The 13522-nt window shown below is 71.4% G+C and carries 14 protein-coding genes; 5 read left to right on the top strand and 9 right to left on the bottom strand.

Annotated features, from left to right (window positions below; translation table 11 throughout):
* Nucleotides 1-64 precede the first annotated feature (64 nt).
* Both CP981_RS25830 and CP981_RS25825 read left to right on the top strand, forming a co-directional pair.
* Nucleotides 65-1528: a zinc-dependent metalloprotease gene (locus CP981_RS25830; protein ID WP_085922800.1), complete on the top strand. Its 1464-nt coding sequence runs from the start codon at nt 65-67 to the stop codon at nt 1526-1528.
* On the top strand, nt 1525-2055 hold the full coding sequence (locus CP981_RS25825; RefSeq protein WP_085922799.1) for an NUDIX hydrolase: 531 nt from the start codon (nt 1525-1527) through the stop codon (nt 2053-2055). The genes CP981_RS25830 and CP981_RS25825 overlap by 4 nt, the downstream gene beginning before the upstream one ends.
* A 78-nt stretch (nt 2056-2133) precedes the next feature.
* Here the strand turns inward: CP981_RS25825 and CP981_RS25820 are convergent, their stop codons facing one another.
* The 4 genes from CP981_RS25820 to CP981_RS25805 all read right to left on the bottom strand — a co-directional run bounded on the left by CP981_RS25820 (nt 2134) and on the right by CP981_RS25805 (nt 6071).
* A complete protein-coding gene (locus CP981_RS25820; RefSeq protein WP_085922798.1) occupies nt 2134-2892 on the bottom strand; it encodes an AIM24 family protein in 759 nt (252 codons plus the stop codon).
* 20 nt (nt 2893-2912) lie between these two features.
* Complete coding sequence (locus CP981_RS25815) at nt 2913-3596, bottom strand: AIM24 family protein (RefSeq protein WP_042148391.1); 684 nt, start codon at nt 3594-3596, stop codon at nt 2913-2915.
* A 15-nt stretch (nt 3597-3611) separates the two neighbouring features.
* Nucleotides 3612-5330, bottom strand: a complete 1719-nt coding sequence (locus CP981_RS25810) for a TerD family protein (protein ID WP_085922797.1) — start codon at nt 5328-5330, stop codon at nt 3612-3614.
* 114 nt (nt 5331-5444) lie between these two features.
* Nucleotides 5445-6071, bottom strand: coding sequence for a M48 metallopeptidase family protein (locus tag CP981_RS25805; RefSeq protein WP_107429497.1), 627 nt, complete (start codon nt 6069-6071; stop codon nt 5445-5447).
* A gap of 184 nt (nt 6072-6255) precedes the next feature.
* Between CP981_RS25805 and CP981_RS25800 the strand changes: the two genes are divergently transcribed.
* A complete protein-coding gene (locus tag CP981_RS25800) occupies nt 6256-7404 on the top strand; it encodes a ThiF family adenylyltransferase (RefSeq protein WP_244329790.1) in 1149 nt (382 codons plus the stop codon).
* 35 nt (nt 7405-7439) lie between these two features.
* The gene (locus CP981_RS25795; RefSeq protein ID WP_085922795.1) at nt 7440-8867 is read left to right on the top strand and encodes an ABC1 kinase family protein; all 1428 of its coding nucleotides are present in this window, start codon (nt 7440-7442) and stop codon (nt 8865-8867) included.
* A 77-nt stretch (nt 8868-8944) separates the two neighbouring features.
* Here the strand turns inward: CP981_RS25795 and CP981_RS25790 are convergent, their stop codons facing one another.
* The 5 genes from CP981_RS25790 to CP981_RS25770 form a co-directional block, all read right to left on the bottom strand.
* Nucleotides 8945-9142, bottom strand: coding sequence for a hypothetical protein (locus tag CP981_RS25790; protein WP_085922794.1), 198 nt, complete (start codon nt 9140-9142; stop codon nt 8945-8947).
* A 103-nt stretch (nt 9143-9245) separates the two neighbouring features.
* Entirely contained in the window at nt 9246-9563 is a 318-nt protein-coding gene (locus tag CP981_RS25785) for a hypothetical protein (RefSeq protein WP_042148370.1), read from the bottom strand.
* Nucleotides 9560-9913, bottom strand: coding sequence for a WhiB family transcriptional regulator (locus CP981_RS25780; protein ID WP_085922793.1), 354 nt, complete (start codon nt 9911-9913; stop codon nt 9560-9562). The genes CP981_RS25785 and CP981_RS25780 overlap by 4 nt, the downstream gene beginning before the upstream one ends.
* 118 nt (nt 9914-10031) lie before the next feature.
* Nucleotides 10032-10358, bottom strand: coding sequence for a hypothetical protein (locus tag CP981_RS25775; protein WP_085922792.1), 327 nt, complete (start codon nt 10356-10358; stop codon nt 10032-10034).
* Nucleotides 10359-10503: 145 nt separating this feature from the next.
* Nucleotides 10504-12732, bottom strand: a complete 2229-nt coding sequence (locus CP981_RS25770; protein WP_167536155.1) for a UvrD-helicase domain-containing protein — start codon at nt 12730-12732, stop codon at nt 10504-10506.
* Nucleotides 12733-13233: 501 nt separating this feature from the next.
* On the opposite strand from CP981_RS25770, the gene CP981_RS25765 reads away from it, so the two are divergent.
* On the top strand, nt 13234-13491 hold the full coding sequence (locus CP981_RS25765) for a mycoredoxin (RefSeq protein WP_085923001.1): 258 nt from the start codon (nt 13234-13236) through the stop codon (nt 13489-13491).
* Nucleotides 13492-13522: the final 31 nt, after the last annotated feature.

The following is a 13522-nucleotide window of genomic DNA, read 5'->3' as shown; positions in this document are numbered from 1 at the left end:
GGAGGTGATGTCGGGCAGCCGCCGTCGGCCACCTGGTCGGCGGCCCTACGAGCCGAGGAAACCCGTGAGTGACACCCCATTTGGATTCGGCCTTCCGCCGGAGGAGCCGGAGGACGGCGACAACGGCAAGAAGAAGGGCGGCCAGGGAGGTAGCCAGGGCCCCGCGGACCCCTTCGGGTTCGGCGGCGGGAGCGGCGGCGCGGACAATCCGTTCGCGGCGCTCTTCGGCGGCATGGGCGGCCCCGGTGGCGAGATGAACCCTGGAGACCTGGGAGCCGCCTTCCAGAAGCTCGGGCAGATGCTCTCCTACGAGGGCGGCCCGGTGAACTGGGACATGGCCAAGGACATCGCGCGGCAGACCGTCGCGCAGGGCGCCGAGGACGGCAGCAAGGACGCGAGCCTGTCGCCGGGTGAGCGCAGCGCGGTCGAGGAGGCGGTGCGGCTGGCGGATCTGTGGCTGGACGGTGTGACGTCGCTGCCGTCGGGTTCCGGCTCCGTGGTGGCCTGGAGCCGCGCCGAGTGGGTCGAGGAGACCCTCCCGGTGTGGAAGGACCTGGTCAACCCGCTCGCCGAGCGCGTCGGGGCGGCCATGGGCGATGTGCTGCCCGGGGAGATGCAGGCCATGGCGGGCCCGCTGCTCGGGATGATGCGTTCCATGGGCGGCGCGATGTTCGGCACCCAGATCGGCCAGGCGCTGGGCGTACTGGCGGGCGAGGTCGTCGGTTCGACGGACATCGGGCTGCCGCTCGGCCCGGCCGGCAAGGCCGCGCTGCTGCCGGGGAACATCGCCACGTTCGGCGCGGGCCTGGGCGTCCCGGAGGAGGAGGTGCGGCTGTACCTGGCCCTGCGCGAGGCCGCCCACCAGCGGCTCTTCGCACATGTGCCGTGGCTGCGCTCGCATCTGTTCGGTGCCGTCGAGGGCTATGCGCGCGGGATCAAGGTCGACACGACCAAGCTGGAGGACGTGGTCGGCCAGATCGATCCGCAGCATCCCGAGGAGCTCCAGAACGCCCTTCAGCAGGGCATGTTCCAGCCCGAGGACACCCCGGAGCAGAAGGCGGCGCTGGCCCGTCTGGAGACCGCGCTGGCGCTCGTCGAGGGCTGGGTGGACGCGGTGGTGCACGCCGCCGCCAAGCCGCATCTGCCGTCGGCGGACAAGCTCCGTGAGACGCTGCGGCGGCGCCGGGCGAGCGGTGGCCCCGCCGAGCAGACGTTCTCGACGCTGATCGGTCTCCAGCTGCGTCCGCGGCGGCTGCGGGACGCCTCGCGGCTGTGGGCGTCGCTGACCGACGCGCGGGGCCTGGAGGGCCGCGACGGCCTGTGGGAGCACCCGGACATGCTGCCGACGGCGGCCGATCTGGACGACCCGGACGGGTTCGTGCACCACGAGCAGCCGGACTTCTCCGAGCTCGACAAGATGCTCGGCGAGGCCGCGAGCGGCGGCAAGCCCGATCTGGGCAAGCCCGCCCGGGAGAGCGACGGCCCGGACGAGACCCCCGGCGAGAGCAAGGGCGACGGCGGCAAGTGAGTCTGCACGAGGACGCGGCGCGGGTGCTCAAGGAGTGGCCCGCGCCGTCCCCCGACCAGGAACAGCTGCGGCTGACGTATCTGGACCACCTGGCCGCCCATCAGGACGGCATGTGGAAGCCCTGCAAGGACGGGCATCTCACGGCCAGTGCGCTGGTGATCGATCCGGCCGGCGGGCGGGTGCTGCTCACCCTGCACCGCAAGCTGAAGATGTGGCTCCAGATGGGCGGCCACTGCGAGCCCGAGGATGCCTCGCTGGCCGATGCGGCGCTGCGGGAGGCGCGTGAGGAGTCCGGCATCACGCAGGGGCTGACGCTGCTGCCCGGCGGCCCGGTGCGGCTGGACCGTCATCACACGCCCTGCGCCTGGCATTTGGATGTGCAGTATGCGGCGCTGGCGCCCGCGGGCGCGGTGGCGGAGATCAGCGACGAGTCGCTGGACCTGCGGTGGTTCGCGTACGACGAGGTGCCCGGTGTCGCCGATGCGTCGGTGGCACGCCTGGTGGAGCGCACCCGCGCGCTGCTCTAGACGGCAGCGGCCATACCTCCGGCGCCCGTCCCCTCCCGGGGCGGGCGCCGGAGGTGTGTCAGCGGTCGACCGGCAGACTCAGTTGGTGAAGATGTTGCCCTGGTTCTGTCCCCGGGCGCCCTGCTGGCCCATGCCGAACTGGGCGGCCGCACCGGAGCCGATGACGGCGTTCTGCGGTGGCAGCAGCTCGCTGGGCTGGACCAGTGCGTAGCCCTGGCCGAGGAAGCTCAGCTCCCAGCCCTCGCCGGTGTTGCCGCGCCGGCGGAACACTCCCGAGGAGTGCGTCTGCGCCTGCATCTGGACGCGCAGCGAAGCGGACCAGGCGACCACCGCATCGGCGTCGGCGTTGACGTACTTGTCGGGCGTGACCTGCAACATCAGCGGCTGGCCGGAGGTCATCAGGGCGACCTTGCCCCGTCCGGAGATGTTGAGCTGGTACTTGCCGGTGCCGGAGATGCCGTACTGGCTGTCCACGGAGACGACCTCCCAGTGGAGGCCGGAGTCCAGCGCGAGCACATAGCTGCTGTCGACGGTCAGGCCGTCGTGGTCGACGTCGACGACATGGACGTACTGGGCGAGGTTGGCCAGATAGACCGTGCCCTGCCCGGAGACGCGCATCAGATCGAGGCCCTCACCGGAGCGCGCACGGGTCCGGTGCTGGCCCGGCGTCTGGTAGTTGCCGTCGAATTCGAGCAGCCCCTGATAGGCGACCATCGTGCCCTTACGGGCGAGGACGTCCTCGTGGCCCTGGAGGGCGACGCGCAGCAGCTGGCTGTTCTGAAGGGCGTAGCGGTCCTGGGTCTGTGCCTCGGTGAAGGCGAAAAGCGGACTCTGCATGGCGTGTTCGGTCCTCCCCCTCAGCCCCGGGCCCGGAGCCGGTCGGTGCTGTCCTCGCTGGGCTGGACGACGACGAATCCCTGGCCGGAGAAGCCCAGTTGGTACGCCTCGCCGCTGCCGCGCCCGATCATCGAGGACGCCTTGAAGCTGCGCTTGCCCTTCATCTTCAGATGGGTCGACCAGGCGACGAGGGCGTCCGGGTCCACATAGGTCTCGTCCTCGCCGCGGCCGCAGTCGACGACGACGGGCGTGCCCCGGGAGGTCAGAGCGACCCAGCCGGTGCCCGAGATCTGGACGTTGAAGAGTCCCTGGCCGGCGAACTTCGCCATGCCCTTGACGCGCTGCACGCCCCACTGGAGGTGGGCGTCGAGAGCGAGGAGGTTGGTGCCGTTGACCGAGAGCGCGTCGTCGTTGAGGTTGATGCAGACGACGTCGGCACCGTAGTCGGCGAGGTAGAGCAGGCCGTCGCCGGAGCACTTCATCAGGGGCGCGCCCTCGCCGGTGAGCCACTGGGAGGCCATCTGGCGGACGGCGGGCGGGTTCGGCTCGTATTGGACGAAGCCTTCGTAGGCGACCATCGAGCCGGTGCGTGCGAAGACGTCCTGGCCGCTCTGCATGGCGATCTTCACCATGGCGCTGCCGTGGTTCTCCATACGGGCGGCGGGCGGGGTCGGGACATAGCCCGACAGCTGCTGCTGGTTCATGACGTGCGGGCTCCCTCAGACCTCGTAGGGCTGGACGACGATGAAGTTGCCGGGCGCACCGCGGAACTGGAGGTTCACGGTCTCGCCGGAGTGGCCCGGGTAGGCGTGCCGGCGCACGCTCACCTGGCTGGAAATAATCACCTGCGAGGCGGCGGACCAGGCCACGATGGCGTTGGCGTCGGCGAAGGTGGTCGGGGTGACCGGCAGGACGACCGGGGTGCCCTGGGTCTTGACGATGACGGTGCCGGTCCCCTGGAACTGCATGGTGAACAGGGCGCCACCGGGGATGCCGTGGCCCTCGATACGGCGGACCTCGTGCTGAAGCGACTCGTCGAAGGCGAGGACCGCCTCGGCGGACACACAGATGGCGTCGCCCTGGAGCTCGATGGGGTGCACATGGGCGCTGTTCTCCGCGAAGAAGACCTGGCCCTGGCCGGTGCAGCGCATCAGCTGCATTTCCTGGCCGGTGGCGTTGCCGACGATCCGGCCGCGGAAACCGGCGCCCTTGTAGCCGAAGTCGACCTTGCCCTGGTAGAGCACCATGCTGCCCTGACGGGCGAGCACCGGCTGGCCGTCGACGCCGAGGTCGACGCGGATCAGCTTCTCGTTCTGCGGGGTCCAGCGCTGCCCGGTGGGGGCTTCCTTGTACTTGTCCAGTACGACGCCGAGGCCGGGGCCGCCGCCCTGGGGCACGGCCGGTGCCTGGCCGCCCCCGTACGGGGCGCCCGGGGGCTGCTGTCCCGGCTGGCCGTACGGGGCGGGCCGGCCCTGCGGGGCGCCGTATCCGCCGGGCGGCGGCGCGGGCTGCCCATAGGGAGGTGCCTGCGGGGCCGGCTGGCCGGGGTAGCCGCCGGGTGCGGGCTGCGGCGGGCCGTACGGGTCCTGACCGGGCGCCGGCTGGCCGTACGGGGCCGGCGGCTGCTGTGCGGGCACTCCGGGCGGCGGGACCGGGCCGGGCGGGGCCAGTGGCGCGGCGAGGGTGGGCGCGCTGTGGACCTGCGGAGCGGTGGGCTGCGGTGGCTGTGGCGCGGCCGGGGGTGCTTCCTGCGGCGCACCCTGGGGCGGGCCGAACTCGGGCGCGGGCTGCGGGGTGGGCGGCGCGGCGGGCACCCCGAAGGACGGTGCGGGGGCGGCCGGCCCGGACGGCGGGGCGAAGCCCGGCACGTCCTGTGCCGTGGCGGTCGGCTCGGGCTGCGCGTCGGCCTCTTCGGCGACCTCGCCACCGAAGTTCTTCAGCAGCGCCTCGAGGCCGCCGTCGAAGCCCTGGCCGACGGCGGCGAACCGCCACACGTCCTTGAGATAGAAGTCGCCGAGCATGACGGCGCGTTCGGTGCTGAACTCGCTGCCGTTGAAGGAGTAGCGGGCGACCTCTTCGCCGCCGGCCACGATCCGGAGGTAGCCGGGGCCGATCTGCGAGACCTGGCCGGCGCCGTCGAGCGCGGCGGTGAAGGAGAGCTTCTGGATGTGCGGCGGGATCTTGTCGAGGGTGACCCGGAAGGACTCGCTGTCACCGGCCTGCGCGCCGAGCAGCTGGATCGACTCCTCGGGCGACTTCGGCTGGTTGAAGAAGATGAAGTACCGGTCGTCGGAGAGCCGCTCGTCGGCGTCCAGGCCGAAGCAGCTGATGTCGAAGGACAGGCCGGGTCCGGCGATCTGCACACCGACGTACAGATCCGTTCCCGCCGTCAGATCACTGATTTTGGCCTTGTGGCCCCGCTGGAATTCCCTGGCCATACGTAACGCCCGTCCCCCGCTCCCGCTGTGAGTTCCTCTGCGCGGCCAGGCTAACCGCTGGCGCCGACAGCGGGCGATGCCGGGGCGCGACGGATCTCGTCGGGCTGTGCGCCCTCATTCCTCGCGGGCGACGGGCAGATGGGGCAGCCGGTCGGCCGCGACCACCCCTTCGAGGTAGCCACGGGCCCGTTCCGTACGGGCGTAGGACTCCAGCAGGCTCCAGAACCGGGGGCCGTGGCCGGGGACGAGCAGATGGGCGAGTTCGTGCAGGAGGACGTAGTCGATGACGTACTCCGGCATGCCCTGGAGACGGTGCGAAAGGCGGATGCTGCCCTCGGCCGGGGTGCACGATCCCCAGCGGGTGTTCTGGTTGGTCACCCAGCGCACCGAGGCGGGGCGGGCCCGGCCGTCCAGATACTGACCGGACAGCCGCTCGGCGCGCTCGGCCAGCTCCCCGTCGCCCAGCATCCGCTTGCTCTCCTGGGCGGCGAGCTTGTCCAGCATGACGGTGACCCAGCGCCGCTCCTCCGCCTCGGACATACGGGCCGGAATCAGGACAACCGTGCGGTCACCCTCGCGGTACGCGGAGACCGTTCTGCGCCGTCGTGAACTGCGGCGTACCTCGACGGCACTGGTGGCCGATCCGCGGGCCACGGGGCCGGGGGCGGCACCGCGCGAGGTGTCGGCGGCGCGGCGCAGAGGGGTTTCCCCTGAGCCGTGGGCGGAAGGGTCGGCGGGCACGCGCCCGACGTTACCCGCTGGCGCGGCGGGAAGTCCCGCCCCGCGGACGGTTCGCCATCGAACCACTCCATGGCGTGCACCGCTTGTACGACCATTGCCCACCGCCTGTGGATAACTTCCGCACCGATCCGCCGCGGGGCGCATGCTGAGGGCCGGACGACGAAAGAGATGGACGGGGGCGGAGATGAGGCATCCGATGCTCAAGCCCGCGCTGCGGCGCGGATGGCGGGACCGGGAGACGGTGCGGTTCGGGGTGGCGCCGGCGCACGCGATGGTGGTCGGCCCGGTCGATACGGCGACCGGCAGTTTCCTCTCGCTGATCGACGGCACCCGCACCATGCAGCAACTGGTCGAGGAGGCCGCGTTACTGGACCTCCCGCCCGAGCATGTGCGGGGTGTGGTGGACCGGCTCGGCGCCGCCGGGCTGCTGGAATCTTCCACCGAGGGCGGCCCGGCGGCCGAGGCGGTCCGGGCGGACCACACCGCCTTCGAGCAGTTGCGGCCCGATCTGGCGTCCCTCTCGGTGCGGCATCCGGAACCGGCGGGCGCGCTGGGCCGGATGGGAGCGCGCCGGGCGGTCCGGGCGCGAGTCAAGGGGTCGGGGCGGGTCGGCGCCGCGATCGCGGCGCTGCTCTCGGCCTCGGGCATCGGCCGGGTGGAGGTGTTCGACGGCGGCACGGTCCAGCCGTGGGACGTCCTGCCCGGCGGGCTGCCGGCCGAGCGGATCGGCGAGCGGCGGCGCTCTGCCGCGCAACGGCTGGTCCACCAGTCCTCCCCCTGGAGCCGTACCCCACGGCCGAGGGTCCCGGTCAGCGAATCGGGCGAACCCGGACTGTCGCTGGTGGTGCTGGCCCCGCGGGACGGGCTCGGCGCGTACGCCCCCGACCCCGTGCTGTCCGAGCCGTTGCTCGTCGCCGGAATCCCACATCTTTACGCGGGGGTGATCGAGGGCACGGGTGTGGTGGGTCCGTTGGTGCTGCCCGGCGGTTCGGCCTGTGCCCGCTGCGACGAGCTGCGTCGTACGGACGCGGAGCCGGCCTGGCCGCGGTTGCTGGCGCAGTGGCGGTCGGGGCGTGCCGCACCCGCGGTTCCGGCCTGCGATGCCGCGTTGGCAACAACGGTCGCGGGGATCGCCGCCGTCCAGGCGCTGGCGTTCCTCGATGGCGAGCTGCCGCCGTGCACCGGTGCGCGGATGGAGCTCGCGGCGCCGTGCGCGAGCGTGCGCACGGTGCGGATCGAGCCGCATCCGGACTGCGGCTGTGGCGCTGCCGCTTCACCGGCTGCGGCAGGCCCCTCGGATCCGCAGCCCGAACACGCCACAATGACGGAGTAACCCCGGTAGGGGGACAGTGTGAGTTGGAGGGGCGCATGTCTGATCTTCCCCGCAAGGCGGTCACCCGCACCGCCAAGCTGGCCGCGCTGCCACTGGGGTTCGCCGGCCGCGCCACTTGGGGCCTGGGCAAGCGGATCGGCGGCAGATCCGCCGAGATCGTCGGCCGTGAGCTGCAACAGCGCACCGCGGAACAGCTCTTCAAGGTGCTCGGCGAACTGAAGGGCGGGGCGATGAAGTTCGGGCAGGCGCTGTCCGTCTTCGAGTCGGCGCTGCCCGAGGAGATCGCCGGCCCGTACCGCGCCGCTCTGACGAAACTTCAGGAAGCGGCGCCGCCGATGCCGACGAGCACGGTGCACGCGGTGCTGGCGGAGCAGCTCGGCGAGGACTGGCAGGAGCTGTTCGAGGAGTTCGAGGACAAGCCGGCCGCGGCGGCCTCGATCGGGCAGGTGCACCGGGGGGTGTGGCACGACGGCCGCGAGGTGGCGGTCAAGGTGCAGTATCCGGGGGCCGGTCAGGCGCTGCTGTCGGATCTGTCGCAGCTGAGCCGGTTCGCCCGGCTGCTGGGTCCGCTGATCCCGGGCATGGACATCAAGCCGCTGATCACCGAGCTGCGTGACCGGGTGTCGGAGGAGCTGGACTACTCCCTGGAGGCGGAGGCCCAGCGGGCCCATGCAGAGGAGTTCGCCGACGACCCGGATGTGGTGGTGCCGGCCGTGGTCCACCAGTGCGACCAGGTGCTGGTGACGGAGTGGATGGCGGGACTGCCGCTGTCCGAGGTGATCGCGAACGGCACCGACGCACAGCGGGACCGGGCCGGCCAGCTCCTGGCGCGCTTCCTCTTCTCCGGCCCCGCCCGTACGGGCCTGCTGCACGCCGACCCGCATCCGGGCAACTTCCGGCTGCTGGCCGGGGACCACCCGGACGGCCCGGTCGAGGAGTGGCGGCTGGGGGTGCTGGACTTCGGCACCGTCGACCGGCTCCCCGACGGACTGCCGCCGACGATCGGTACGTCACTGCGGATGACGCTGGACGGCGAGGCGGACGCCGTCTACCAGCAGCTGTGCGAGGAGGGCTTCGTCAAGGAGTCCATCGAGCTGGACCCGGACGCGGTGCTGGAGTATCTGCTGCCGATCATCGAACCCGCGCAGGTGGACGAGTTCACCTTCACCCGCGGCTGGATGCGCCGGCAGGCGGCCCGGGTCGGGGACCCGCGCTCGCCCGCCCACCAGTTGGGCAAACAGCTGAATCTGCCGCCCGCGTACCTTCTGATCCACCGGGTGACCCTGAGCACGATCGGGGTGCTGTGCCAGTTGGGGGCGACGGTACGGCTGCGTGACGAACTCGAGGCATGGATGCCCGGCTTTGTGCCCGAGGAGGAGCCGGCCGGCTCGGAGCTCACCGGCTTCGACACGGTCATCAGCGCCGACATCAGCGAGGAGGCCGTCGAAGGGTCCACTGCCTGAGCCCGCCCCGGCCGCCCGCTCCGCCGGCGGAGCGGGCACGGCGGCCCCGGGTCTCCGGGGCTCCGCGCCAAGGGGCCTCACCACCAGGTCGAATCCAGGCGTCCCTCGATGGCCCGGAGGTTCTCCCGCGCGCACTCGTCGCAGAAGTAGCGGCGTTCACCGTTCTCGACGGAGCAGGTCCAGGTCGGCGGGGTGCCCTCGGCCACCGCACCGCAGCCGGCGCACACCGTGTTCCCGTCGGCCAACTCCGCCTGTTCCTGCGTCTTCTGGTCCACCGTCCGACGATATCCCCGCCAACCGCTGGAAGCGGGATATAACGCACCACGGGGCCCGCCCTGTCGGACGGACCCCGTAGGTGGCGGTATCAGCGCACCGCCGTTACTGCATCACGGCCATGGCCAGCGCACGACGGGCACGCAGCGACGCGCGCTCGGCGCGCCGCTGCATACGCCGCGCGGCCGCGAGCCGATGCGCCCTGCGTTCCGATTCGGCCTCCCGCAGCCGTTCGTGCATATGGGCACGAGCCAGGGCTTCTGGGATGAGTTGCATGGCATGGTTCCTGTTCTGACGCGACTCGATCACGTCGGTGTTCACGGGGACGGGTGTGTCGGTGAAGGTGGGGTTCATCGTGAGGTCCTGCTTCTGGGGATCCCGTGTGAGGGGACGATCGATCGTTCCTGTGCCGATGGTGTTCATGCCGCGACCGGGTTCTTGCGCGGACGGCCACGCGGCCGCTTCCGCGGCACGACAACGCCCTGGACGAAGAGCTCGCCGCCCCAGACGCCCCACGGCTCACGGCGGTCCTTGGCACCGGCAAGGCAGGCCTCGCGGACGGGGCAGGTCTGGCACAGCGCCTTGGCGTACTCGACGTCGGCCGGGGACTCGGCGAAGAAGACCTCCGGGTCGTAGGTCCGGCACGGAACGGCAGCGCCGAGGCGGTCGATCTCGTCGTCGAGCTCGGTGAGGGGCAGCAAGGAGTTCTCCTGGGGGTCGGGCGGAGGGATCAGGTCGGTTGCTACGGACGGGGTGTGCGTCTGGAGTTGCACGGTGGTGTGTTCCTCGTCTGTTCGGCCCGGCTGGTGGCGGGCGCTTGGGCAAACAAAAGGGCCGCGGATCCCGGTGTGGGTTCCGCGGCCCTGGAAGGTGCCGACCTGATCGTGCCGATCAGGCTGGATCTCTCCAGGGTTCGAGGCCGCGGTAGGCCCACATTTCATGCTTCGTCTGGTACTGCTGCCGGGATTCGGCACCGTTGGCTGCCGCGAAGGCAAAGGCATTCGCCGATGCCGCCACTACTGCGGCCGCAGGTGCCTCGGTCGGTCGCGCGGTGCGCTCACTGCGCGGCAGCACAATGAGGGACTCGGGGCGCGCGACCTCGGTACCGGACAGGCGGCCGAAGCCGGACAGACCGGTGCCAGGGAGCGAGGAGTCGAGCGTGCAGGGGGCGACGACCGAGAGATCGGTCATTTTGTTGGTCTCGATGATGCTGATCACTGGTCTCGCCTCCTCTCGGCGTCTCGGTGGACCGGGAATCCCGTTCCAGGGTGTTCAAGTACAGCACGGATCCATCGGATCTCGGAAAGAAACCGTTGTCTCCGTTGCTTCTGAAGGCTATGGGGCGGTGCTCCGCGGGCGCAAACTATTTTTTCGACGAGTTTTCCGCGGCGCCTTCGGGCCCCTCCTCAGAGACCCCCACGAGCTCCTCGCCGGCACAGATCGCCAGCACCTCACTGCCGTAGCGGTCGAACTTCCGCCGCCCCACTCCTGAGATGACCGCAAGCTCCGCTTCGGTTCCCGGAACGGCCTCCGCGATCGCCATCAGTGTCTTGTCGGTGAAGATGCAGTACGCGGGCTGCCGGGAGCGCGCGGCCTGCTCGGCCCGCCAGTCGGTCAGCCGCTCGTAGAGTGCCTCGTCCAGCTCCGAAGGGCAGTCCTCACACCGCATCAGCTTCATCTCACCCGGGTCCGTGAGTGTCCTGTTGCAGACCCGGCAGCGTGCCGGGCTGCGGTGCTTGGTGCGCCGAGCCACCGGCGCCGTCCCGTCGCCGCGCTCGACGCCCCCTGAGACCGCGCCCGGTGTGCGGCGGCCCGCCACCGCCCCGGAGCCCGGCCGCAGGCCGCTCAGGAACCGGCTGGGACGGCGGGAGGCCCGCCCGCCCGGCGAGCGCGCCAGCGACCAGGACAGCCCCAGATGGAGGCGGGCGCGGGTCACGCCGACATACAGGAGCCGGCGCTCCTCCTCTATCTGCTCGTCGGTCTTGGCGTAGGTGATCGGCATCATGCCTTCGGTGAGACCGACCAGGAAGACGGCTTCCCACTCCAGGCCCTTGGCGGCGTGCAGGGACGCGAGGGTCACGCCTTCGACCGTCGGGGCGTGCTGCGCGTTGGCCCGCTCGTCCAGTTCGGCGACGAGGTCGGCGAGGGTGGCTGTGGGCCGGGCCCGGGCGAAGTCCTCGGCGAGCCGCACCAGAGCGGCCAGGGACTCCCAGCGGTCCCGCACCGCCCCGGAACCGGCCGGGGGCCGGCTGGTCCAGCCCATGTCACTGAGCACCGCCCGCACCTCGGACGGCAGGTCCAGCGCGTCGTCGAGCAGCGCGTCGTTGCCCCCGAAGCGGGCGGCGCCCCGCAGTTTGACGCCCGCCTCGCGCACCTCCGGCCGTTCGAAGAACCGCTCGGCGCCCCGCAGCTGATACGGCACCCCGGCATCGGCCAGCGCCTGCTCATAGACCTCGGACTGGGCGTTGATGCGGAAGAGGACGGCGATCTCCCCCGCCGACACCCCGGAAGCGATCAGGTCGCGGATCCGGCGGGCGGTGCCCTCGGCCTCGGCGGGCTCGTCGGCGTACTCCGTGTAGACGGGCTCGGGGCCCGCGTCCCGCTGCGAGATCAGCTCCAGGCGGTGCTCGGCGGCCCGCCCCCGGGCCTGGGAGAGCAGGCCGTTGGCGAGGTGCACGACCTGGGGGCTGGAGCGGTAGTCGCGGACGAGCTTGACGACCGTCGCGTTCGGATGGCGGGTGCGGAAGTTGAGGAGGTGGTCGGGGGTGGCGCCGGTGAAGCTGTAGATCGTCTGGCTGGCGTCGCCGACCACGCAGAGGTTGTCACGGTCCCCCAGCCACAGATCCAGCAGCCGCTGCTGGAGCGGGCTGACGTCCTGGTACTCGTCGACGACGAAGTGCTGATACTGCGTACGGACTTGCTCCGCGATGTCGTGCCGGTCCTGTAGGACACCGACCGTGAGCAGCAGCACGTCCTCGAAGTCGATGGTGCCCCGGTCGCGCTTGAGCTGCTCGTACGTGCCGTAGATCTGCCCGACCTCGGCCGGGTCGCGCGGGGCCTCCCGGCCGGCCTTGGCGACCGCCGCCGGATAGTCGGCCGGAACGGTCTGGGTGACCTTGGACCACTCGATCTCCGCCGTGACATCGCGCAGCTCATTGCGGTCGAGCCGGATGCGGCAGCGGGCGGCGGCCTCGGCGACGAGCTGGATCTTGCGCTCCAGCAGCCGCGGGACCTCCCCACCGACGGCTTTCGGCCAGAAGAACTGGAGCTGCCGCAGCGCCGCGGAGTGGAACGTCCTGGCCTGGACCCCGCCCGCACCGAGCTGACGCAGCCGGCCGCGCATCTCGCCGGCCGCGCGGGCCGTGAACGTGACGGCGAGCACACTCGCGGGCTGGAGAATCCCGGCCCGCACCCCGTACGCGATCCGGTGGGTGATCGCGCGGGTCTTGCCCGTGCCGGCACCGGCCAGCACACACACCGGACCGTTCAGCGCCGTCGCGACCTCGCGCTGCTCGGGGTCGAGCCCGTCGAGCACCCCGTCGGCCGAGTCAGGCACCTGCGGGAAAAGAGAGGAGTCCGTTGCTGCTGTCACCCCGCCATGCTGCCAGGTCCGCCGGGACGCCCGGGACAGCTGTCCACAGCCCGCGGGAACCGGTCGTACGGGGCCGGGCCACTGTGGACAGCGGAGGGTGCGGGGCGCCGGCGGGTGCTTTGCTGGTCTCAGCGGTCGGAGGCGGCGGGCGGAGGTACCGGGCGAGGGCGGGCGAGCGGGGCTCGTGGATGTGGTGCGGGGCAGGGCTGGGCTGGGCTGGGCTGGGCTGGGCTGCGGGCAGCTTTGCGGGGCGGCTTTGGTCGGTGGGGGTTGGGGTGGGGAGGGGTGGGGGCGTGCCCCCCGGGGGGGGCGACGCGGGTAGGGCGAGGCGGGGGCAAGGCCGTTCCGGAGCCCCTCCCCAAGACCGTTCCCAAGGCCCTTCCCGACGCCGTTCCGGTGGCCGGGAATGGCTGAGGGGGGATGTGCGTTGAGTTGCTTGGCCGCGTCAGGTACGGATGCGGGTGGTATTGGATCAAGACTTAGTGAAGGAGCGCAGGACGCATGGCGGGCACTGTGACGATGTACAGCACGACCTGGTGTGGCTACTGCCGTCGGCTGAAGGGCCAGATGGACCGCGAGGGCATCGCCTACACCGAGATCAACATCGAGCACGACCCGGAGTCCGCGGCGTTCGTGGAGAAGGCGAACGGCGGCAACCAGACGGTGCCCACGGTTCGGGTGGTCCCCACCCAGGGAGACGCCGAGGTCGTCATGACCAACCCGAGCCTTGCCCAGGTGAAGCAGGCGCTCGGCGTCTGATCCGCAGAGGACGCAGCCCTCGTCCGACGTT

Source organism: Streptomyces platensis (assembly GCF_008704855.1).
GTDB lineage: Bacteria > Actinomycetota > Actinomycetes > Streptomycetales > Streptomycetaceae > Streptomyces > Streptomyces platensis.
This window is presented reverse-complemented; position numbering and strand designations above follow the sequence as displayed.

What these genes read in the sequence shown, in the direction of transcription:
- CP981_RS25820 (WP_085922798.1), bottom strand. Translation starts at nt 2,892, where the DNA reads ATGCAGAGTCCGCTTTTCGCCTTCACCGAGGCACAGACCCAGGACCGC.
- CP981_RS25815 (WP_042148391.1), bottom strand. Translation starts at nt 3,596, where the DNA reads ATGAACCAGCAGCAGCTGTCGGGCTATGTCCCGACCCCGCCCGCCGCC.
- CP981_RS25810 (WP_085922797.1), bottom strand. Translation starts at nt 5,330, where the DNA reads ATGGCCAGGGAATTCCAGCGGGGCCACAAGGCCAAAATCAGTGATCTG.
- CP981_RS25800 (WP_244329790.1), top strand. Translation starts at nt 6,256, where the DNA reads ATGAGGCATCCGATGCTCAAGCCCGCGCTGCGGCGCGGATGGCGGGAC.
- CP981_RS25795 (WP_085922795.1), top strand. Translation starts at nt 7,440, where the DNA reads ATGTCTGATCTTCCCCGCAAGGCGGTCACCCGCACCGCCAAGCTGGCC.
- CP981_RS25785 (WP_042148370.1), bottom strand. Translation starts at nt 9,563, where the DNA reads ATGAACACCATCGGCACAGGAACGATCGATCGTCCCCTCACACGGGAT.
- CP981_RS25765 (WP_085923001.1), top strand. Translation starts at nt 13,234, where the DNA reads ATGGCGGGCACTGTGACGATGTACAGCACGACCTGGTGTGGCTACTGC.